The following is a 24,107-nucleotide window of genomic DNA, read 5'->3' as shown; positions in this document are numbered from 1 at the left end:
CTAGGTCGATGCGGTTTTAATCATGGGATTTACAGATAGAATGAAAGTCGAAATGATAGTTGTTGATTTTGTTAAGCGAACATGAAGTTATTGTAAAGATGCTAAATGATATATTATTTTTAACCTTATTTTAAGGTATAATGAAAATAATCATAATAAGGAGGTAGATTTATGGCTCAAAGAGTGCTAGTCGTTGATGACGAACAATCCATCGTGACATTATTAAAATACAACCTTGAACAATCCGGATATGTTGTTGAGGTGGCTCAAGATGGGGAGGAAGCGTTACAAAAAGAGAAAGAGACGAAACCGGACTTGATTGTTTTAGATGTGATGTTGCCTAAAAAAGATGGTATTGAAGTATGCAAAACGATTCGCTCAGATAAAAACCAAGTGCCAATTCTCATGTTGACAGCCAAAGATGATGAATTTGATCGTGTACTTGGACTAGAGCTAGGGGCAGATGATTATATGACAAAACCGTTTTCGCCGAGAGAGGTTGTTGCGCGTGTGAAAGCGATTTTAAGACGTGCTTCTTTAGTCGATTCTTCTCGACATGAAGAAGAGGACGAGGATATTGTGATTGGTCATATTCGTATTCGCCCCGATTTTTTTGAAGTCTATAAAAATGATACGTTGTTGGAATTGACACCTAAAGAATTTGAACTCCTTTTATATTTGGTGGAGAGACAAGGTCGTGTAATTACGCGTGAACATATGTTGAACTCTGTTTGGAATTATGAGTTCGCAGGCGATTCACGTATCGTTGATGTACACATTAGTCATTTGCGTGAAAAGTTGGAGGAAAATCCGAAGCAACCGCAATTGATTAAAACAGTGCGGGGCTTAGGTTACAAATTGGAGAGGCCTAAATAGATGATTAAATTTTATCATAAACTTTTAATCATACTTACAACAATTACTGTTGTAAGTTTTCTCTTATTAGGATTTATTGTACATAATAGTATATATACTAAAACCGAAGCATACGAAAAGAAATTGCTGTTAAAAGATGCTGAACAAATTTTATCATTACATCAAGATGGGGCCGATGCACGCATTCAGAAATTAGCTGAAATTTACAATGTAAACATTACGTTGATTGATCATCAACACAAGGCAGAATATAAAGGGGATCGTAGCCTGCCCGTTGTAGGGGAGCAAGATCATATTTTTCGGCAACTCGAAAATACGCAACCTGTTTATGAATTAGATGGTAAAAAGCGACGCTATCAATTTGGATACCAACAAGGTCAGACGATTTTGATGATTGCGGGACACTATGAGATGGTATATGAACTCCAATTACAGTTTTGGAAGTATCTTATATTAGTGGGTATGATTATATTAGCATTAATCTTTTTTACTGTACGGTATATCAATCGAACTTATATCCAACCGATTAATGAAGTATCCTATGCAGCCTCATTATTAACAGAAGGTAATTTTCGTGTCCGTGTCCCTGAAAGTAGCGTTAAAGAAATGCGTGAATTGTATGTCACAATTAATGTGCTTGCACGACGTTTAGAGCAATTGAACAGTGAACAAAAAATGCAACGAAATCGACTTGTGACGACGTTAGAAAATATACCGAGTGCAATTTTAATGATAGATAAAAACGGTAAAATCGTGATTGCGAACCAAACCTATTATGAAATTTTTAATCAATCGACGAATGTAGAAAATCAAGATTACGAGCAATATTTACATCCTACGATTAAGCGACTTGTCGTGGAAGGCTTTCGGACTGAAAAATCGGTTTATCATCAAATAGAGATACACGTCAACCATATACACCAGAAGTTTTTTGATACGTCCTGTGTTCCGATATTGTCTCGGTCTAAAAAGTACTTACAAGGCATGGTCATCGTGTTACATGACATTACAAAATTGAAAAAATTGGAAAACTTGCGGAGTGAATTTGTCGCCAACGTTTCCCATGAGCTTAAGACACCGATTACATCAATGAAAGGCTTTACAGAGACATTGATTGATGGTGCGAAAAATGATGAAGCGTCATTAGATATGTTTTTAAATATTATTTTGAAAGAATCGAATCGGATTCAGTCCTTAGTAGAAGATTTGTTAGATTTATCTAAAATAGAACAAAACTCAACATTGGAAAAGCATTCTATTCATTTATCAGAAGTGGCGCAATCCGCTCTTTCAGTCATTCAACCTTTAGCCAGTGAAAAATCTATTCAACTGATTAATCAAATTAAACCGCACGTCATGACAATGGCGGATGAAGATAAAATTTTACAAGTGATAGTCAATCTATTATCAAACGCGGTCAATTATTCACCTAAAAATCGAACGGTCACTTTAGCCGTATATCAAGAACAACATCAATCCATAATTGAAGTGATTGATCAAGGGATTGGTATTGAAGAAGAGGAGAAGTATCGTATTTTTGAACGATTTTACCGCGTCGATAAAGCGAGAAGTCGTGACTCTGGTGGTACAGGTTTAGGTTTGTCTATAACAAAACATATTGTTGAAGCGTATCAAGGACGGATTGAAGTTGAATCCGAACTGAATAAAGGTTCAAAATTTAAAGTGATTTTGCCAGAATAATAAGGACGATAGTCAATCGGAAAAGTGGAATGAAAGATGTGATTTCACTTTTCCGATTTTTTCATGTCAAACATTATGCTGTATCGCTGAGCTTGTCCGTGTTTCTCGTGTAGAGTCGAATGATAAAGTGATGCGATGAGATTGAAGGCGATAATATCGACATGTGATGACGGGATTGTGATAAAATAAAAGCAAAGCGCGATGGAGGGAAAAATGTGGATAAACTTATATTAATTGATGGTAATAGTTTAAGTTTCCGAGCTTTTTATGCTTTACCACTATTGAAAAATAAAGCTGGAATTCATACAAATGCAATTTATGGTTTTGCGCGTTTGTTAGAAAAGATATTAAAGGAAGAACAACCAACACATTTTTTGGTCGCTTTTGATGCAGGAAAAACAACGTTTCGCCATGCGACCTACCAAGACTATAAAGGGGGACGTCAAAAAACACCACCAGAATTAAGTGAACAATTTCCATACATTCGTCAGCTCTTAGAGGCCTATCAAATTCAATGGTATGAATTGGAAAATTATGAAGCGGACGATATTATTGGTACGTTAAGTCAAGAAGCAAATCGCTTAGGTATGGAGACTGTGATTATTACAGGAGATCGAGATTTGACGCAATTGGCGACGGATAAAGTGACAATCTATTATACGAAAAAAGGTGTTACAGAGGTGGATCACTATACACCGGCATTTATTGCTGAAAAGTATAATGGATTGACACCTTCACAAATTATTGACTTAAAAGGTTTGATGGGAGATAGTTCTGATAATATTCCGGGTGTTGCAGGCGTTGGCGAAAAAACAGCATTAAAACTGCTCAATTCATTTGGAACAGTTGAAGGTGTTTATGACCATTTGGAACAAGTTTCCGGTCAAAAATTAAAAGAAAAACTTGAAAACAGTCGTGATGACGCACTGATGAGTAAGACGTTAGCAACAATCAACTGCGAGAGTCCAATTGAGATTTCATTAAACGACATTCGATTGCCTGATCAAGTGGATGAGACTGATAAAATAGAATTATTTAAGATTTTAGAATTTCGTCAATTACTCGAAGGTATCGAAGTGGATACTGAAAAGCAGACATCAAAAACGTACACCGTGGGTCACGATATGACTCAAATAGATTTTAAGCAGCTTAAAGAAGCGGCCATCCATGTTGAAATTGCTGGTCCACACTATTTAAAAGATGAATTACTTAAGTTTGGTTTATTTGATGGACAACAATTTTGGATTATTCCTTTCAATCAAATTCATGAATTTCCAAGTTTACTCGAGTGGCTTGCTGATGAAGAGACGCTTAAATATGTCCATGACGCTAAAAAGACGTATATTGCTATGAAACGTGCAGATATCGTGATTAACAATGTTGCATTTGATACGATGCTTGCGAGTTATATTATTGATCCTTCACGAACGATTGACGATGTCCACTCAGTGATGAGTCATTTCGATAATACGCATGTTCAAGCTGACGTATCAGTTTATGGTAAAGGGAAATCCTACCATATTCCTGAAGATGAACAGCTGAATCAACATGTTGCTTCTATTTTAGAGAGCATCAATGTTGTACAGCCTCAAATGATGGAAATTTTAAATGCTCATGAACAAACACAGCTATTGTCAGACATTGAGTTACCGCTCGCATTGATTTTAAGTGAAATGGAATATACCGGCATTCACACGGATATTGAGACACTTAAGGACATGGAAGGGACACTACAAACGCAAATTGATCAATTAATAGCGGAAATTCATGAGCAAGCGGGAGAAACGTTTAATATTAATTCACCGAAGCAACTCGGTGTCATTTTATTTGAGAAGTTAAAACTTCCTGTCATTAAAAAGACGAAAACGGGATATTCTACTGCTGTAGACGTGCTCGAGAAATTACAAGGTGAACATCCGATAATTGACAATATTTTAACGTATCGTACGTTATCAAAATTACAATCGACATACGTGGAAGGTTTGCAAAAGGTGATATGGGATGATCAACGTATTCATACGCGTTTCAATCAAACTTTAGCTCAAACGGGACGTCTCTCATCTCTAGATCCGAATCTTCAAAATATACCTATTCGTTTAGAAGAAGGACGCAAAATACGTAAAGCTTTTAAATCAACTCATGATGATTATGTGATTTTAGCAGCGGATTATTCACAAATCGAGTTACGTGTTTTGGCGCATATTACTGGCGATCCGACATTACAACAAGCATTCATTGAAAATGAGGATGTTCATACGACGACAGCAATGAAAGTATTTAATGTCGATGCGGAAAATGTCACGTCTTTAATGAGAAGGCAAGCGAAAGCAGTTAACTTTGGCATTGTTTACGGCATTAGTGACTATGGTTTAAGCCAAAATTTAGGTATTACACGTAAAGAAGCGCAACAATTTATTGATGACTATTTGAATCATTTCCCTGGGGTGAAAGATTATATGGTCCGCATTGTTCAAGATGCGAAACAAAACGGTTATGTTGAAACATTACTGAAGCGTCGTCGTTACATTCCTGACATTACAAGTCGAAATTTCAATAAACGTGGGTTTGCTGAACGAACAGCGATGAATTCACCTATACAAGGAAGTGCGGCAGATATCATCAAACTGGCGATGGTAAATTTTCATCAAGAAGTACAACAAACGTCGTTTCATGCCAAGTTATTATTACAAGTTCATGATGAATTAATCTTTGAAGTACCGAAAAATGAAGTCGAGGCATTTAGCAAATTTGTTGAAGATATTATGGCAAATGCTGTAAAATTAGACGTTCCATTAAGTGTCGAATCAGACTATGGTCAAACATGGTATGATGCAAAATAGAAAGTAGGGTAGACATTCAATGCCAGAATTACCAGAAGTAGAACATGTGAAAAGAGGTATCACACCGCATATTTTACACCAGAAAATTATAGACGTTACATTTTCTAAACCGGTACAAGCGGGAAAAACGCAAGGTAAAGCAACGATTATCAAAGGAATGGGTCTTTCGGAATTTGAACAACAGACGTGTGGCTATGTCATTACGGATGTCCAACGCCGTAGTAAATATATTTTATTCCAATTGCAAAATGGTGTGCATCAACGTATATTGATTTCCCATTTAGGAATGGCTGGTGCATTTTTCGTTGTTCACTCACTCGAGGAGATTAAGATTCCAAATTTCAGAAAGCATTGGCAAGTGATTTTTCAACTCGACAACGGCGTGAAGTTGGTCTACGCTGATATTCGTCGTTTTGGTGAAATCCGTAATGTTGCCAATTTAAGTGAATACCCTTCTATATTAGAAATCGCGCCAGAACCATTTGCGCCGGATGCTTTAGCGCATTTTCTTACTAAAAGTAGTGAGAAAAAATATCGTCATAAAGCAATCAAAGCGTTAATACTTGATCATCGCGTGATCTCTGGATGTGGCAACATTTATGCATGTGAAGCACTGTTTGATGCACGTATACACCCAGAGAAGAAAGTAAGCACGTTAAACATTGAACAAAAGACAAAAGTATTTAATAGTGTTGTAAAAGTGTTAGAAATGGGAATTTTAAACGGCGGGACAAGTGTGTCAGATTATGTCCATGCGGATGGGCAACGCGGAACGATGCAAAATCATTTAAAAGTGTATCAACAAAAACAATGTTCTGATTGTCAATCTATCGTTCATACCGTTACGATTGCAGGGCGCAATACACATTTTTGTCCAAATTGCCAAAGTTAAGGTAGGTGGAAGTATGCCAAAAGTCATTGGATTAACAGGTGGCATTGCTACTGGAAAATCGACAGTAGCAGAATTATTAGCGATACATGGGTTTAAAATTGTGGATGCCGATGTCGCAGCGAGAAAAGCAGTGGCAAAAGGTTCGGAAGGCTTAAAAAAAGTTCACGCATTATTTGGGGATGAAGCCATTACTGAAGACGGAGAGATGAATCGTGTTTACGTAGGAAGCCAAGTTTTTTATGATGATGAAAAAAGAAACCAATTGAATGCGATCGTCCATCCTTATGTCAAAGAAATGATGTCACAAGAACGTGATCAATATTTATCAGAAGGTTACGATGTCATCATGGATATTCCATTATTGTTTGAAAATGGTCTGGAAGAAACTGTTGATGAAGTATGGTTGGTTTACGCGTCTGAACCCATTCAAATCGATCGACTAATGGCACGGAATCAATTGACAATTGAAGATGCTAAGGCAAGGATTTATAGTCAAATTTCGATTGATAAAAAAAGCCGTATGGCCGATGTTGTGATTGATAATTTAGGTACAAAGTTAGAGTTAAAACAAAATTTAGAACGTGTCTTAGCAGATAAAGGTTATTTAACGCCACATCATCAAGAAGAAATTTAATCAATGCAGATGTTTTGAGGATATCTTGAATGTAGTGATCATATCGCAATTTTAAATCATATAGCAATCAAGGGTGAGACTTTGTGTGTCTCACCCTTGATTTATGGGTTCTATAACATATTGTATGTCATAATCATCTGTAATAAGATAAAATTATCATAAAAATCACTGTTAATATCGCGTTATTATGTTATACTATTAATCATAAGTATAACATAATATTTAAGGAGTGCTTTTAACATGACGACAAAGATTGCGATAAACGGTCTAGGGCGAATTGGCCGTATGGTTTTAAGAGTGGCATTAAATCGAGAAGATATAGAGGTCGTTGCAATTAATGCGAGCTATCCACCTGAAACGATTGCACATCTCATTAAGTACGATACGACACACGGACGTTTTAACCAGACTGTTGAGGCGACTGAAGCGGGAATTGTCGTAAATGGTAAAAAAATCCAACTCGTCTCAGATCGTAATCCTGAAAATCTTCCGTGGAAGGACTTAAATATTGATGTCGTGGTGGAAGCGACTGGCAAATTTAATCATGGTGATCAAGCGCAAGCACATATCCGTGCAGGGGCTAAAAAGGTTATATTAACAGGACCTTCAAAAGGCGGCGACGTCCAAACGATCGTTAAAGGTGTGAACGATCAAGCGTTGGATGCGATGCGATATGATATTTTTAGCAACGCTTCATGTACGACAAATTGTCTTGCACCTGTTGCCAAATTGCTAAATGATCATTTCGGTATTGAAAATGGTCTGATGACAACGGTTCATGCGGTGACAAATGATCAAAATAATTTGGACAATCCACATAAAGATTTACGTCGTGCACGTGCCGCTTTCGAAAGTATTATTCCGACTTCAACAGGTGCGGCGAAAGCACTCGCCCTTGTATTACCTGAACTTGAAGGAAAACTCCATGGAATGGCGTTAAGAGTACCTACAAAAAATGTATCCCTTGTGGATTTAGTCGTAGATTTGAAACAACCTGTCACGAAAGAACAAGTCAATGAAATTTTTCAAAGCAATGATTTAGGTGGCGTTGTTGCTGTTTCTGATGAACCATTAGTCTCTGATGATTTTACTACGGATGCACACTCTGCCATTGTGGATACGCCGTCAACAATCGTCATGGGATCGCATAAAGTTAAAGTACTTGCTTGGTATGATAATGAATGGGGTTACTCTAATCGTGTTATTGATGTGTTACAAATGATTGCGGCACAGATTTCTACAAAAGTCGCACAATAATAGATGACAAAGCTAAAACGTCGGTGAGGTCAGACATCGGCGTTTTAGCTTTGTGTCTTTTGTTGTTGACCACACAAATCGCTCATTTAAAGCACTGTGATTGAATGAAACGTGAAACAAATTTCTAAATACACTTATCGTGAACGAGAACGTCATAACTTTTGAAATGGCATCTTTTATAGTATAATAAAACAAAATTTAAAACTAAGAAGGTGAGAAAGTCGTGAAATGTCCGAAATGCAATCATACCCAGTCTCGTGTTGTGGATTCGAGACATGCCGATGATATGAATGCAATTAGAAGAAGACGTGAATGTGACAATTGTGGTACACGTTTCACTACTTTTGAACATATAGAAATGAGTCCGCTTATCGTTGTAAAAAAAGATGGTACGCGAGAACAATTTAATAGAGAAAAAATTTTAAATGGTTTAGTTCGGTCATGTGAAAAGCGACCCGTTCGCTTTGAACAGCTGGAATCCATTACAAATCAAGTGGAATGGCAGCTTCGAGAAGCAGGGATAGCTGAAGTTTCCTCAAGGGATATTGGCGAGTATGTGATGGATTTGCTCATGCACGTTGACCAAGTTTCATATGTGCGCTTTGCTTCGGTTTATCGTGAGTTTAAAGATGTGGATCAGTTGTTGCGTTCAATGCAAGGGATTTTGAAAGAAAATAAGCGGAGTGAATAACGCATGAATCAATTTAACTACCCCAATCAGTTACATCCACATGACGGTTTTATAGTGATGCGTCAATTTCAATATCACGCTGTCCACTATGATATTTTAAGTCGATTATTTACGCCATTAATAGGTCCGGAAGCAATCGGTGTCTATCAGTTTTTAAATCAATTTGAATCCACGTCATTTGACCAAGGTTATACACATTATACGATTATGTCAGAGATGAAGATGAGCCTCAGCCATTTTAGAGAATTTATAGATTTATTAGAAGGAATCGGGCTGTTAAAAACGTATGTACGCCAAAATGAAAATACGACGCAGTTTGTTTATGAGTTGCTACCACCACCGACTCCGGAACGTTTTTTCAATGACCCGATGCTATCGATTTATTTTTATCAGGCTGTTGGACAAGAACGTTATCATACGATTAAAAAAAGATTTTTACCCACAAAGTGTGATTTGTCAGGTTTTACTGATGTAACAAAAAAATTCACAGATGTTTTTAAAGTACCTAAGCAACAAGCATTTGCTGCAGATCATCAATTAAAGGAAGCGCAATATCATGGTATTGATTTAACGGATGTGACTTTTGATTTTGAACTGTTAGCAGACATGTTGCAAACACACTATGTCAGTCAAGCCATTTTATCAGAACCAACGAAGTCGTTAATCATCCAGTTAGCGACATTGTATCGCTTGTCTCCAGATGTGATGAAATCAATTATTTTAAAGGCGCTGAATGCGGATCAATCGCTGTCTGTGGCCAATTTGAGAAAACAAGCACAAAGTTATTATTTAATGGAACATCAACAGTCATTGCCGGTCCTTCAACCTCAAGCAACGCACCTTAACCCCTCTGAATCCAACGAAGATGAACATCAAATCAATGTGACTAATTGGGAGGAGTGGTTTTCACTCATGGACCAAACGAGCCCCGTTGTGATGTTGACAGATTACGGCGGGTCAGAACCGCCCCGTTATCAGAAAGAAATGATTGAAGAGCTCATGCGACGAGAAGGATTTAATTTCGGGGTCATCAACATTCTATTACAATTTGTTATGCAAAAAACGGATAATCAACTACCGGAAAAGTATGTTTATTCAGTTGCTTCAACTTGGAAAAAAAGCGGTGTGCATGATGCGCGTTCAGCATATAAAAAAGCAATGGAAGTTCAAAAAAATCAAGAAAAATCGAAAGAGCGGCATTATGATCAATACAAATTAAAACAAAGCAGTACACGCCGTCAAACATTGGACAAGCAACCCCGTTGGATTACGCATCCTGAAGAATATGCGCAAAAAGAAGAAGATCAAGAAGCATTGGAAAAAGATCGTGCAGCATTTCTAAAAAAATTGGAGAGAAAGAAGAGGGCAGGTGAAGATAAATGAAGCATTTTAACAATATTATAGGGCGAAACTCAGATATCGAAAAAAGAATCCAGAAAATAAAAAAACAAGTCCTATCTGATCCTAATATTAAAGCATTTTTGACAGAACATCAGGCTGAAGTCACGCAACGTATGATTGATGAAGATTTAAACATTTTACAAGAATATAAGGATCAACAAACGTGTTATGATGGTTCACATACGTATGAAAACTGCCCGAATTTTGTTAAAGGTCATATTCCAGAGCTTTATATTGATCAACAACGGATTAAAATTCGTTACAAGCCATGTCCATGTAAAATCAGGTATGAGGAAGAACAAAATGATAAAAGTATGATTACATCATTTCATATGCATCCAGATACATTAAATGCAAAAATTAAAGACATCTATATGACGCGACGCAATCGTTTAGATTTAGCGATGCAACTGGATGATTTAATTGATGCGATTATAGAAAAAAGACCGGTTAAAGGTTTTTATTTATACGGCGAATTTGGAACGGGTAAATCGTTTATCCTAGGTGCTATCGCGAACGAGTTAAAAAATAATCGTATTCCTTCTATGATTATCTATGTACCTGAATTTATTCGGACGTTAAAAAACGGTTTTAAAGATGGTTCAACATCAAAGCGTATCGTACAAGTGCGAGAAGCACGCGTGCTATTTTTGGATGATTTAGGTGCGGAAGATATGACACCATGGGTGCGCGATGAAGTATTAGGACCCATATTGCACTATAGAATGATACAAGGATTACCGACATTTTTCAGTTCTAATATGAATTTAGACGAACTTGAGGCGCATTTAGCCGATACGAAAAATGGTGTGGATCTGATGAAAGCCAAGCGGATTATGGAACGAATCAAAACATTGAGTGTGCCTTATTTATTAAAGGGAGAAAATTATCGTAAACATTGAATTTTTCAGAAATAGCGTTATAATAGGGATATAAATCAATAGTAATGCTAAAATTTGAGGATATGATTTCGATAAAACTATGGTACAGGGAACTGCTGTGATTGAGAAAGTAGTGCATAGTTGTCGTAGTTACTCCCTCTCACGATGAATGGTGTTTGTAATGAACGCTCGGCTCAAGACCGTTATCTTATGTAGAGATATCACAGGATAAGACTGTGATAAATTAGGGTGGTAACACGAAAACTCGTCCCTTTACTGGGGTGGGTTTTTTTATTTTCTTCAATTTTTGAAAATGAATCACAATGAAATGGAGGATTATTATGGCAGACATTCATGTACGCTTTCCAGATGGAAACGAAAAAACATTTGAAAAAGGAATTACAACTGAAGCAATCGCACAGTCGATTAGCCCAGGACTGCGTAAAAAAGCAGTGGCTGGAAAATATAATCAACATTTGGTCGATTTAACACAACCATTAGAGGTGGATGGGGCGTTAGAAATTATTACGCCAGGAAGTGATGAAGCACTAGAAGTACTTAGACATTCAACAGCGCACCTTATGGCACAAGCACTAAAACGTTTATATGGAGATGTTAAGTTTGGCGTCGGTCCAGTGATAGAGGGCGGTTTTTACTATGACTTTGACATGGACGAAAAAATTTCAAGTGATGACTTTGAAAAAATCGAAAAAACGATGAAACAAATCGTTGAAGAAAATCATAAAATTGAACGTCGCGTTGTTTCAAGAGATGAAGCAAAGGCATTTTTTGCGGACGATCCATATAAATTAGAATTAATTGAAGCCATTCCAGAGGATGAACATGTAACATTGTACACACAAGGCGAATTCACTGATTTATGTCGTGGCGTCCATGTACCAAGTACTTCGAAAATTAAAGTGTTTAAATTATTGTCAACAGCTGGTGCATATTGGCGCGGTGATAGTAATAATAAAATGTTACAACGTATTTATGGAACTGCATTTTTTGATAAAAAAGACTTAAAAGCGCATTTAGAAATGTTAGAGGAACGTAAAGCCCGTGATCATCGACGTATCGGTAAAGAAATGGAATTGTTTACAAATAATCCGCTTGTCGGTGCAGGATTGCCGCTATGGTTACCAAATGGCGCAACGATTCGTCGTGAAATTGAACGATACATTGTCGATAAGGAAGTCAGTCTCGGTTATGATCATGTTTACACACCAGTAATGGGGAACGTTGAACTTTATAAGACATCTGGTCATTGGGATCATTATCAAGAGGACATGTTCCCAGTAATGCAATTAGATGCTGACGAAGCAATGGTATTAAGACCGATGAACTGTCCACATCATATGATGATTTATGCGAATAAACCGCATTCATACCGTGAACTTCCTATTCGTATTGCAGAATTAGGTACAATGCATCGTTACGAAGCGAGTGGCGCAGTTTCTGGTTTACAACGTGTGCGTGGCATGACTCTGAATGATGCACATATTTTTGTAAGACCTGATCAAATAAAAGAAGAATTTAAACGTGTTGTTCAAATGATTTTAGATGTTTATGAAGATTTTGGTTTTAAAGATTATAAATTCCGTTTGAGCTATAGAGATAAAGCGGATAAAGAAAAATATTTTGACGACGATGAGATGTGGAATAGAGCCGAAGCGATGTTAAAAGAAGCGGTCGATGAGTTGAATTTACCATATGATGAAGCGATTGGTGAAGCCGCATTTTACGGTCCGAAATTGGATGTTCAAGTTAAGACGGCGATGGGTAAGGAAGAAACGTTATCAACAGCACAACTAGACTTCTTATTGCCGAAAAAGTTTGATTTAACTTATATAGGGCAAGATGGTGCGCACCACCAACCCGTTGTGATTCACCGTGGTGTCGTATCAACGATGGAGCGTTTTGTGGCCTTTTTAACAGAAGAAACGAAAGGGGCATTCCCAACTTGGTTAGCGCCACAACAAGTTGAAATTATTCCGGTAAATAATGCGTTACATTATAATTATGCACGTCAAATATATGATGAATTAAAGTCACAAGGGGTACGTGTGAATATTGATGATCGCAACGAAAAAATGGGCTATAAAATTCGTGAAGCACAAATGAAAAAAATCCCTTATCAACTTGTCGTAGGAGATAAAGAGCTTGAGAACAACGAAGTCAATGTTCGTCAATATGGTTCTAAAGATCAAAAAACAGTTGAAAAAGAAACGTTTATTTGGGATTTAATTGATGAAATTCGTTTGAAAAAACAAAGATTATCTTGATTGCAGAAAAGTAATCCTGTATAGTAAAGAATGAAATTAATAAATAGTTTGATTGCGTTAGAGGCGCAGCTTTGATAAGTAGCAGTTGGGGTGTATTGATGGTACTCGGTTCCAATTGTGAAAGGTAAAGTTGCCGAAATAAGGGGTGGCCATCACCATTCCTTGTTGGGTTAGTGTTCGAAAGACACTAAACTGTCACAACAGTGATGTGCTACCAATTCATAAATGATGAGCAGAGGTGGCATCCGTATAGATGTCAGCTCTGCTTTTCATTTCACTTGGTTGTTTAACATAGAGACAAGGTGAGCCGTACAGATTTGTCTCAACCTCTAAACAATCGGGAAAGGAAAATCTATATGAGTAACGAAAAAATTGAAAATCGGTCTGTGCAACGGCACTTAAAAGATCGTCACATTTCGATGATTGCGATCGGCGGTGCGATTGGAACAGGTTTATTTATGACTTCAGGAGGCGCGATTCATGATGCGGGTCCTTTAGGTGCACTTTTAGGATATGCTATTATCGGTGTCATGGTATTTTTCTTAATGACCTCACTTGGAGAGATGGCGACTTATCTCCCGGTGACAGGATCTTTTAGTACGTATGCGACTCGCTTTGTTGATCCTTCTTTAGGATTCGCTTTAGGATGGAATTATTGGTTTAACTGGGTGATTACTGTTGCAGCAGATGTAACGATTGCGGCACAGGTGATTCAATATTGGGAACCGCTACAGTTTTTACCTTCCTGGGCATGGAGTTGCCTATTTATGTTGATCATCTTTAGTTTGAATGCACTCTCTGTTCAAGTCTATGGTGAAAGTGAATATTGGTTTGCGTTTATTAAAGTGGCAACAGTGATCATCTTTATTATTGTCGGATTGTTGACAATTCTTGGGATTATGGGAGGAAAAGCAGTTGGTTTTGACACATTCACAACTGGCGATGGACCGATCCTAGGCGATGGTTTTGGTGGAAGTCTGTTAGTCGTGTTTGGTGTATTCTTAGTCGCTGGTTTCTCATTCCAAGGCACGGAACTTGTCGGAATAACGGCTGGGGAGTCTGAAAACCCACAACGTGCCGTACCAAAAGCAATAAAACAAGTGTTTTGGAGAATCTTGTTGTTCTATATTTTAGCGATTTTTATTATTGGTATGTTAATTCCTTATAACTCATCTGCATTGATGGGGGAGGGGACGACATTGCGACCTCTCCATTTACACTCGTATTTAAAAATGCCGGTCTTGCATTCGCTGCTTCTTTCATGAATGCCGTTATTTTAACGTCGGTGTTGTCAGCTGGGAATTCGGGAATGTATGCAAGTACACGTATGCTTTATTCAATGGGGAAAGATGGACTAGCCTCTAAAGTGTTTAGTCGTACGAATAAAAACGGGACACCATTGATTTCTATGATATCGACAGCAGTGATCGTTGTGCTCATCTTTGTGTTGCAACATGTGAGTGGTGATGCATATGAATACATTGTTGCTGCGAGTGGTTTAACCGGATTTATTGCATGGGTCGGTATCGCTGTGAGTCATTACCGTTTCCGTAAAGCGTTCAACGCACAAAACTATGATCTTCAGCAATTGAAATACAAAGCAAAATGGTTTCCTTTTGGACCGATTTTAGCCGCAGTCCTTTGTATTATCGTCATTATCGGTCAAGATGTGGATTTAGTACAAAATGGTGACTTTGATCCTAATCGTTTTTTAATTACTTATATGGGAATTCCAGTGTTTTTAGTATTCTTCCTATACCATAAAATACGATACAGAACGAAAATGATACCACTTAAAGCGGTCAACTTAGATCCTCATATTGAAACAGAAGAAAAAAACTTTCAAAAAACAATTGACTAATCGTTTTTAAATTGGTATGATATTACATGTTGAATACGAAACGGACCAAGTAGAAGCTACCCGCTTCTCACCTGTAGCGACGCGAAAGCTGTTGGCAGGTTAACGATTAAACATGTAATGATTGTTCATGTTAACGTGAGAAGCGGGGGTTAAACACCCTCGCTTTTTTTCGTACTTGGACCATTCGTAAAACTTTTGGAGGTGTCAACCATAGCTAAGGATCAAACGCAAGTCAATGATAAGATTCGTGCAAAAGAGTTACGTGTTATCGGTCAAAATGGTGACCAAATCGGTTTGAAATCGAAAAATGAAGCATTAGAAATGGCAGATCGTCTAGGTTTAGATGTCGTTGTTGTCGCACCTAATGCGAAACCCCCTGTTGCGCGTATTATGGATTACGGTAAATTCAAATTCGAGCAACAGAAAAAAGAAAAAGAAATGAAGAAGAAACAAAAAATCATCAACGTTAAAGAAATTCGTTTAAGTCCAACTATTGAAGAACATGACTTCAACACAAAACTTAAAAACGGACATAAGTTTTTAACTAAAGGTGACAAAGTAAAAGTTTCAATTCGTTTTAGAGGGCGTGCGATTACACATAAAGAAATTGGTCAACGTGTGTTAGAGCGTTACGCTGAAGCGTGTAAAGATCTTGCGACTGTCGAGCAAAAGCCTAAGATGGAAGGTCGTCAAATGTTTCTTATGTTAGCCCCAATTAATGAAAAATAAAAAGTGATAATAGGAGGACATCATCATGCCTAAAATGAAAACCCACCGCGGAGCTGCGAAACGTGTAAAAAGAACTGGATCTGGTCAACTTAAACGTTCTAGAGCCTATACATCACACTTATTTGCAAACAAATCAACAAAACAAAAGCGTCAATTGCGTAAAGCAGCATTAGTATCTAAAAGTGATATGAAACGCGTAAAACAATTATTAACATACGTAAAATAATCATATAAAGTGTACGAAATTTTGTAAAAGTATGGTAACACATGCTGTAGAGATAAAAGGAGGAATTTATTATGCCACGTGTTAAAGGTGGAACAGTAACAAGAGCGCGTCGTAAAAAGACTATCAAATTAGCTAAAGGTTACTTCGGTGCGAAGAGTACGTTATATAAAGTTGCAAAACAACAAGTTATGAAATCAGGTCAGTATGCATTCCGTGACCGTCGTCAAAGAAAGCGTGACTTCCGTAAATTATGGATTACACGTATCAATGCAGCTGCACGTCAACATGACATGAGCTATTCACGTTTAATGAACGGTTTGAAAAAAGCTGAAATCGATATTAACCGTAAAATGTTATCTGAAATTGCAATCTCTGATGAGAAAGCATTTGCTGAACTAGTGAATCAAGCAAAAGCAGCTTTAAAATAATTAAAAAGAGTTGGGGGTCAATTGTGCCGCGCCAACTCTTTTTTTAATATCATGCCTCCGCAATATTGACTATGTGATAGAGAGCAATACACTTTAGTTACGAAGCGATGATCAAATGAGAAAATGCAATGGCCACATTTTGTCAGTTGTCGATTTAACTTTTTAATCGTTTATGGTACGCTCTTGGGGGTTACAATGTTATAAGTGATGCGTTGTTTTTGCAAGTCCGTATGACAGCGCCGAATATTTGAGAATTTCAAGTACAGATATGCTAATGAATTGCAGATTGTATCAAAATGAATAAAAGGAGATAAACATGTCTAAATTTGATGAACAAATTACGGTTGTACCACGTCAATTACTATTTGAAGATGAGACGCTCGCGTTTAACGGTTTTTTAGCACAAACTTCACCACAAAGTCAAAACATATATGATAAGCTTGCACATTATGAAGTGAAGCGTCGAGGTGATATGGAAGAAGATCCGCGATTCAAGCAATTGATTAGCTATTGCTTAATTGAAAATGAACATGGTGAAATCCTAGTTTATGAACGCCTTGCTGGAGGTGGCGAAGAAAGATTGCACGGCAATGCTTCAATTGGTGTGGGTGGACATATGAATGATGTACCTCATGCAACTTCTGTGGATGAAGTAATTAAAATCAATGCAAGTCGTGAACTTCAAGAAGAAGTCGGTATTGAAATAAACGATCCAGCTGCACTTCAATTTTTAGGTTTTATTAACGATGATCATAACGAGGTCGGTCAAGTTCATATCGGTGTCGTATTTAAAGTGAAGGTTCAACAAGAAGAGGTTGAAGTTCGTGAAACAGACACATTAAAAATCCAATGGCAATCGCTGAGCCAAATCAAAGATGTTTCGGCATTTGAATCATGGAGTGCACGCATTTTAGAACAAATGAAATAGGTGAATACGATGTCTGAAATCATCCCATTTCCTAAATTGAAAGAAAAGTTAGTGCGAGATATAATGAAAGCAATGGAACATGCGCATTATGAGAATGCTTACGATGCCTTTAATGCTTATGAGCGTCATTTCGAATTAACCTCTCAATTGGCTATACTTAAATGTGAGGTTTTGTGGGAACTTGATGCGTATTTCGAATTAAAAGAAGAAACGCATATTCTAATGCGCCAAGGCTTTACACCATACGATACGTTGATGATTTATTATATTAAAAGTTTGTATGCGTTGGGACAATATCGCGCCACAGTGGATATGGTTGAACAGGTGATTGATGAGGTCAACGCACATGAAACAAGGTTGGCATTGCTACCGTTAAAGGATCAAGCCCAAGCGCAGCTAGACGCACGGCAGGACTTAATGGTCAATCAACTGCAACGGTTTGGTCAACTGAGTCATTACGAACAGACGCAGTTATTGTTAACATTAATAGATGACAATGCGTTTCAGTTCAGCGGGACAGTGGCCTTTTTGTTGGAAAATGAGGCACTCGTTTCGAATATACAAAGCTTGATGCTAGAATATTTACGCTTTGCGCAATATCCCCGTTCCGTAACTGTTGATAAATCGTTTTGTCGTGTTGACGTTGTTCCAGCACAATTAAAAGGTATCGAAAAAACGGACTTTAAAATACAATTAATGCCACAGATTGTCAAAAGTCTAGAAACACAGTGGCCATCACTTGTACAAGAAGCGCACATGCTGCTTAACACACATAATATTGCACTCTATCCGATTGATTTATTAGACTACGGTTCGATTGAAATGTGGCAATGTGCGTATGCGTCTTATTTTCAACAACTCATGGGTGTTGAGGGCGATAACAGTCAAGGAATTGAAACAATATTAAAACTTATAAATTCATTAAATACGTAGGTCTCATTATTTCAAACAGCTAGAACCTATGTTATAATGAAGAAGTTGAAAAATTTTAAAAATGATAAATCATGGAGGTTTTTATACATGACAGCAACTTGGGAAAAAAAAGAAGGTAATCAAGGGTTACTACAAGTAAACGTACCTGCAGAAGAAGTAAATAAAGCGTTAGACCAAGCTTTTAAAAAAGTCGTTAAACAAATCAATGTACCAGGATTCCGTAAAGGGAAAGTACCACGTCAAATCTTTGAACAACGTTTTGGTGTAGAAGCGTTATATCAAGATGCAGTGGATATCTTATTACCAAAAGCATATAGTGATGCTGTAGTTGAAACGGGTATTACGCCAGTGGATCAACCTGAAATTGAAGTCACTCAAATCGAAAAAGGTCAACCATTTACATTCGATGCAACTGTAACAGTAGAACCTGAAGTAAAATTAGGTGAATATAAAGGTCTTGAACTTGAAAAACAAGACACAGAAGTGACAGATGAGGAGTTCAATGAAGCACTTGATCAACGCCTTGAAGCGATGACAGACATGGTCGTTAAAGAAGATGGCGCGGTTGAAGAAGGAAACACAGTGAACTTAGACTTTGATGGTTATGTAGATGGCGAACAATTTGAAGGTGGCCAAGCAGAAGGATACGATTTAGAAATCGGTTCAGGTATGTTTATCCCAGGTTTCGAATCACAACTTGTAGGATTAAAAGTTGGCGAAGAGAAAGATGTAGAAGTGACATTCCCTGAAGAATACCATGCAGAAGAATTAGCAGGAAAGCCCGCAGTATTTAAAACAAAAATCAATGAAATCAAAGTCAAAGAAGTTCCAGAATTAGACGATGAACTTGCAAGCGAACTTGATTCAGAAGCAAACAATGTTGAAGAATTCAAATCGAACTTGCGCAAACGCCTTGCAGAACAAAAAGCTGAAGAAGCTGAAAATAATCAAAAAGAAGAAGCAATCACAAGAGCAACTGAGAATGCTGAAATTGATATTCCAGATGCAATGGTGCGCACTGAATTGAATCAAATGATGAGTGAGTTTGCACAACGTATTCAACAACAAGGCCTAGACTTAAATACGTATTTCCAAATTTCTGGTCAATCAGAAGAAGATTTACGTGAACAAATGAAAGGCGATGCGCAATTACGTGTTAAAACGAATTTAACATTAGCTGCGATTGCAGATGCTGAAAATATTGAAGTAACAGATGCTGATGTTGATAAAGAACTTGAAACAATGAGTCAACAATTCAATATTTCAGTCGAAGACATTAAGAAAACACTTGGTAATACTGATATCGTTAAAAATGATGTCCGTGTGAAAAAAGTAATCGACTTATTAGTGAAAGAAGCAAAATGGGTTGAAAGCACTTCAGAAGAAGCATCAGAAGAAGCATCAGAAGAAGCATAAAAATTCATATTAAATGAAACTAAAGGTGTGGGACCATACATCGCTTTCAATGATGTATGGTCCCACACCACAACTGTTGTATCACATCATCAAAAATGATAGGTTTAAATTGTAATGGGACGTCAATCGGGGTGTGGAGCTAGAATCAAATGATAGACATTTGAAGCCATCACACTCCGCTTGCTATTTCTAATTTAAAAGATATCAATCAGACACTTCAAAGATTTAAAACGCATATATTTTGCAAATGATTTGATTTTTTAAAGTGAAGCACTTAGTATATTAACGGCAAGCTTGTCATATGGATGATACGATTTGATTTGTTTCAATATTTTTGATGAAAATCGTATAAAAATATCATGATAAGTAGATATGATTTAACGACGGAGATTGATATGATGAGATACCATAGCGTCATATATAATAAGAAAAAAGTATCCTGTGCAAATCGCTTGTAATGGTCTATATTTGCGTAATAGAATGCTTTCTAGTATAGTCGTAAAAGAACAGGGGTGTAATAAAGTATGTTTAAATTCAATGATGATGAAGAAAATTTAAAATGTTCTTTCTGCGGGAAAGATCAAGACCAAGTCAAGAAATTGGTTGCAGGTAGCGGGGTATATATTTGTAATGAGTGTATCGAGCTATGCTCTGAAATTGTTGAAGAAGAATTAAGTCAACAAGAAGCAGAAGAATTTACTGTATTACCGACACCGAAAGAAATTATGGAGCAATTGAATAGCTATGTGATTGGGCAAGAAAAAGCTAAAAAATCACTTGCTGTCGCAGTTTATAATCATTACAAACGTGTTCAACAATTAGGACCGAAAGATGATGACGTTGAATTACAGAAAAGTAATGTGGCCTTAATTGGTCCTACTGGTAGCGGTAAAACCTTACTCGCTCAAACTTTAGCGCGTACTTTAAACGTACCGTTTGCAATTGCAGATGCAACAAGTCTTACTGAAGCAGGTTATGTTGGTGAAGACGTTGAAAATATTTTGTTACGATTAATTCAAGCGGCAGATTTTGATATCGATAAAGCAGAAAAAGGTATCATATATGTTGATGAAATCGATAAAATTGCACGTAAATCTGAAAATACATCGATTACTCGAGACGTTTCAGGTGAAGGTGTGCAACAAGCATTGCTTAAAATATTAGAAGGAACAACTGCAAGTGTACCGCCTCAAGGTGGACGTAAACATCCAAACCAAGAATTCATTCAAATTGATACAACAAATATCTTATTTATTCTCGGTGGTGCCTTTGACGGTATTAATGAAGTGATTAAACGTCGCTTAGGTGAAAAGGTGATTGGTTTTGCAAGCAGTGAAGCTTCAAATTATGACGAAGCGAGCTTATTGGAGCAAATTCGTCCAGAAGATTTACAAACATACGGTTTAATTCCTGAGTTTATTGGACGTGTACCGATTGTTGCCAACCTTGAAACACTTGATGTTGAAGCATTGAAGAATATTTTAACGCAACCGAAAAACGCATTGGTTAAACAATATACAAAAATGCTTGAACTTGATAACGTGACGCTAGAATTCACTGATGAAGCATTAACCGCTATTAGTGAAAAGGCTATTGAACGAAAAACAGGTGCGCGTGGCCTGCGTTCAATTATCGAAGAAGCACTTATCGATATCATGTATGATGTTCCTTCTGAGGATAATGTCGTCAAAGTCGTGATTACGGAAGAGACGATTATCAACGAATCAGAGCCAGAACTTTACGATGCTGAAGGGCATCTGATAAACATCAAAAAAACATCTGCATAAATTAAATATGTTTATGATAAAAACATCATGACACTATTAACTTTAAATGGGCTGAGTTTCATAATCAGGTGGATTATGTCTCGGCCCGTTTGCATGTGAAAAAGAATTGAAGAGCACGTGGCATATAGCGGTAATGAAATGAGGAATTGAGATGCACAATTCATTTGTGTTGTCTCTTGAAAATACAGAATAAACTAAGGTAACCTTAAATTATATTCGAAATACATACAACAGGAGGACGAGCAATGAACATCAATCCAAATCACGTGGATATTCTGATCAGCGCGGTAAAGCCTGAGCAATATCCTGAACTTGACTTACCAGAAGTTGCGTTGAGTGGGCGCTCTAATGTAGGTAAATCAACGTTTATTAATAGCATGATTGGTCGGAAAAATATGGCAAGAACGTCACAACAACCAGGAAAAACACAAACATTAAATTTTTATAATATTGACAATCAGTTGATCTTTGTCGATGTGCCCGGGTACGGATATGCAAAAGTGAGTAAGAAGCAACGAGAAGCGTTTGGTAAAATGATTGAAACCTACATCACTACGAGAGAGGCATTGAAATTAGTGATACAATTAGTGGATTTACGTCATCCACCGACTGAAGATGATGTATTAATGTATGACTTTTTAAAATACTATCAAATTCCAACATTAATCATTGCGACAAAAGAGGATAAAATTCCTAAGGGCAAAGTACAACAGCACATTAATGTTATCAAAAAGAAGCTGAAACTTGAAGAGGGAGATCCAATTATCAGTTATTCTTCAATTGAGAAAAAAAAGCAACATGAAATTTGGTCAACGATAAATCAGTTTTTAGATTAAGTCTATCAACGCTAGTCATATCAATACTTTAGTGTGAATTAAATGTGACGAAAATTTGTAAGCAAATGAAAAATATTGAACATGCTGGTTTTTTTTAATTAGAATAACTCTAATCTATGATATAATGTAGTCATTGTAGAATATATGGGGGCATAATCATGTACTTAATAGTAGTGAGTGTGAATCATCGGACAGCGGATGTCTCATGTCGTGAACAATTATCGTTTCAGGATGAGAACATGATACATGCGCATGAAACATTGTTCGAAACAAAATCAATTTTAGAAAACGTGATTTTATCAACGTGTAACCGTACAGAAGTGTATGCAGTTGTCGATCAAATTCATACGGGGCGATATTATATTCAAAGATTTTTTGCAAGACAATTTAATATTGATTTGGACAAAATTAAAGCAATCACTGAAGTGAAAACAGAAGATGCAGCAGTCGAACATTTGTTTAGTGTTGTTTCAGGATTAGATTCCATCGTGTTAGGTGAAACACAAATATTGGGTCAAATGAGAGAGGCATTTTTTACTGCACAAGAAGCTGGAACGACAGGTACGATTTTTAATGAATTATTTAAACATGCGATCACATTCAGTAAAAAAGCCCACCATCAAACGGATATTGCTGATAATACAATCAGTGTGTCATACGGTGCGGTTGAACTCGCTAAAAAAATGTTTGGAAAAATCAACAAAAAAAGGGCATTGGTTATCGGTGCAGGAGAAATGGCTGAACTATCTGTTTTAAACCTTAAAGGCGCAGGAGTTACTCAAATTATCGTTATCAATCGAACGTACAGTCGTGCTCAAAAACTGGCGGCTAAACATCATGTTAAAGCTGTTGAGTGGTCACATCTCGCTGACGTATTACTCACGTCAGATATTGTCATTAGTTCAACGAGTGCGGAACAATTTATCATCACCAAAGACATGTTGGAAATGTGTCACAGTCTGACTAAAACGTCACAAAAAGTGATGGTAGATATTGCGGTACCGAGAGATATTGAACCTGCAGAAATGTCACACACAGAATTGTTTATTTATGATGTCGATGATTTAAAAGGACTTGTCGATGCAAATTTACGTGAGCGTCAAAACGCTGCTAAAGAAATTGCGGCACGAATTCCTGCAGAAATTGAGAAGCACAATGAATGGGTACGCATGTTAGGTGTTGTTCCTGTTATTCGTGCATTGCGTGAAAAAGCAATGCTGATTCAACAAGAGACAATGGAGAGCCTTAACCGAAAATTACCGAACATTTCTGACCGTGAGCGTAAAGTGATTTCTAAACATACGAAAAGTATTATCAATCAAATGTTGAAAGATCCAATTAAACAAGCAAAAGAAATAAGTAATGACAAACATGCAGAAACTAAATTGTCACTTTTTGAAGAAATCTTTGACTTAGATGTTGCAGATAGTTATCAATCTCAAGCGATTGAAAAGAAAAAGCATATGTTACAAGATAAAATAATGAGTTTAGAAACATAAAGAGCG

General features: G+C 37.0%; 19 protein-coding genes, 1 pseudogene, 1 riboswitch and 1 other annotated feature. All 20 genes and pseudogenes read left to right on the top strand.

The annotated features are described in order from the left end of the window. Positions 1–171 precede the first annotated feature (171 nt). The 20 genes and pseudogenes from B5P37_RS00750 to hemA all read left to right on the top strand — a co-directional run bounded on the left by B5P37_RS00750 (position 172) and on the right by hemA (position 24,101). A complete protein-coding gene (locus B5P37_RS00750; protein WP_085236158.1) occupies positions 172–876 on the top strand; it encodes a response regulator transcription factor in 705 nt (234 codons plus the stop codon). Further along, complete coding sequence (gene pnpS, locus B5P37_RS00745; protein WP_085236156.1) at positions 877–2,577, top strand: two-component system histidine kinase PnpS; 1,701 nt, start codon at positions 877–879, stop codon at positions 2,575–2,577. Between the two features lie 215 nt (positions 2,578–2,792). Then, on the top strand, positions 2,793–5,417 hold the full coding sequence (gene polA, locus B5P37_RS00740) for a DNA polymerase I (RefSeq protein ID WP_085236154.1): 2,625 nt from the start codon (positions 2,793–2,795) through the stop codon (positions 5,415–5,417). 19 nt (positions 5,418–5,436) lie between these two features. Beyond that, positions 5,437–6,309 (top strand): bifunctional DNA-formamidopyrimidine glycosylase/DNA-(apurinic or apyrimidinic site) lyase, encoded by an 873-nt coding sequence (gene mutM, locus B5P37_RS00735; protein WP_085236152.1) that lies wholly within the window; start codon positions 5,437–5,439, stop codon positions 6,307–6,309. A 13-nt stretch (positions 6,310–6,322) separates the two neighbouring features. Further along, complete coding sequence (gene coaE, locus B5P37_RS00730; protein ID WP_085236151.1) at positions 6,323–6,943, top strand: dephospho-CoA kinase; 621 nt, start codon at positions 6,323–6,325, stop codon at positions 6,941–6,943. Between the two features lie 240 nt (positions 6,944–7,183). Continuing rightward, positions 7,184–8,200, top strand: a complete 1,017-nt coding sequence (locus tag B5P37_RS00725) for a glyceraldehyde-3-phosphate dehydrogenase (protein WP_085236150.1) — start codon at positions 7,184–7,186, stop codon at positions 8,198–8,200. A gap of 223 nt (positions 8,201–8,423) precedes the next feature. Beyond that, complete coding sequence (gene nrdR, locus B5P37_RS00720) at positions 8,424–8,891, top strand: transcriptional regulator NrdR (RefSeq protein ID WP_085236149.1); 468 nt, start codon at positions 8,424–8,426, stop codon at positions 8,889–8,891. A 3-nt stretch (positions 8,892–8,894) separates the two neighbouring features. Then, on the top strand, positions 8,895–10,274 hold the full coding sequence (locus tag B5P37_RS00715; RefSeq protein WP_085236148.1) for a replicative helicase loading/DNA remodeling protein DnaB: 1,380 nt from the start codon (positions 8,895–8,897) through the stop codon (positions 10,272–10,274). Continuing rightward, positions 10,271–11,194: a primosomal protein DnaI gene (gene dnaI, locus B5P37_RS00710; protein WP_085236147.1), complete on the top strand. Its 924-nt coding sequence runs from the start codon at positions 10,271–10,273 to the stop codon at positions 11,192–11,194. The genes B5P37_RS00715 and dnaI overlap by 4 nt, the downstream gene beginning before the upstream one ends. A gap of 320 nt (positions 11,195–11,514) precedes the next feature. Continuing rightward, positions 11,515–13,458: a threonine--tRNA ligase gene (gene thrS / locus B5P37_RS00705; RefSeq protein ID WP_085236146.1), complete on the top strand. Its 1,944-nt coding sequence runs from the start codon at positions 11,515–11,517 to the stop codon at positions 13,456–13,458. A 50-nt stretch (positions 13,459–13,508) separates the two neighbouring features. Further along, positions 13,509–13,680, top strand: a riboswitch (Lysine riboswitch). Between the two features lie 134 nt (positions 13,681–13,814). Next, positions 13,815–15,319 (top strand): annotated as a pseudogene (locus B5P37_RS00700) (amino acid permease). A 41-nt stretch (positions 15,320–15,360) separates the two neighbouring features. After that, positions 15,361–15,496 (top strand) — a sequence feature (ribosomal protein L20 leader region). Between the two features lie 24 nt (positions 15,497–15,520). Then, positions 15,521–16,048 (top strand): translation initiation factor IF-3, encoded by a 528-nt coding sequence (infC, locus tag B5P37_RS00695; protein WP_169710753.1) that lies wholly within the window; start codon positions 15,521–15,523, stop codon positions 16,046–16,048. Positions 16,049–16,073: 25 nt separating this feature from the next. Next, positions 16,074–16,274: a 50S ribosomal protein L35 gene (rpmI, locus tag B5P37_RS00690; RefSeq protein ID WP_085236144.1), complete on the top strand. Its 201-nt coding sequence runs from the start codon at positions 16,074–16,076 to the stop codon at positions 16,272–16,274. 71 nt (positions 16,275–16,345) lie between these two features. After that, entirely contained in the window at positions 16,346–16,702 is a 357-nt protein-coding gene (gene rplT / locus B5P37_RS00685; protein WP_085236143.1) for a 50S ribosomal protein L20, read from the top strand. 316 nt (positions 16,703–17,018) lie between these two features. Then, a complete protein-coding gene (locus B5P37_RS00680; RefSeq protein WP_085236141.1) occupies positions 17,019–17,630 on the top strand; it encodes an NUDIX domain-containing protein in 612 nt (203 codons plus the stop codon). Positions 17,631–17,639: 9 nt separating this feature from the next. Next, positions 17,640–18,563, top strand: a complete 924-nt coding sequence (locus B5P37_RS00675) for a hypothetical protein (RefSeq protein WP_085236139.1) — start codon at positions 17,640–17,642, stop codon at positions 18,561–18,563. An 87-nt stretch (positions 18,564–18,650) separates the two neighbouring features. Then, complete coding sequence (gene tig / locus B5P37_RS00670) at positions 18,651–19,979, top strand: trigger factor (RefSeq protein WP_085236137.1); 1,329 nt, start codon at positions 18,651–18,653, stop codon at positions 19,977–19,979. Positions 19,980–20,503: 524 nt separating this feature from the next. Beyond that, positions 20,504–21,766, top strand: coding sequence for an ATP-dependent Clp protease ATP-binding subunit ClpX (gene clpX / locus B5P37_RS00665; protein WP_085236135.1), 1,263 nt, complete (start codon positions 20,504–20,506; stop codon positions 21,764–21,766). A gap of 245 nt (positions 21,767–22,011) precedes the next feature. Further along, positions 22,012–22,602, top strand: coding sequence for a ribosome biogenesis GTP-binding protein YihA/YsxC (gene yihA, locus B5P37_RS00660; RefSeq protein WP_085236133.1), 591 nt, complete (start codon positions 22,012–22,014; stop codon positions 22,600–22,602). A 158-nt stretch (positions 22,603–22,760) separates the two neighbouring features. Continuing rightward, positions 22,761–24,101: a glutamyl-tRNA reductase gene (gene hemA, locus B5P37_RS00655; RefSeq protein WP_085236130.1), complete on the top strand. Its 1,341-nt coding sequence runs from the start codon at positions 22,761–22,763 to the stop codon at positions 24,099–24,101. The last annotated feature ends 6 nt before the right edge of the window (positions 24,102–24,107 follow it).

The sequence above is a fragment of the Staphylococcus lutrae genome, from assembly GCF_002101335.1.
GTDB lineage: Bacteria > Bacillota > Bacilli > Staphylococcales > Staphylococcaceae > Staphylococcus > Staphylococcus lutrae.
Note: the sequence above shows the minus strand (reverse complement) of the source record. Positions and strands in the feature narration are given on the sequence as shown.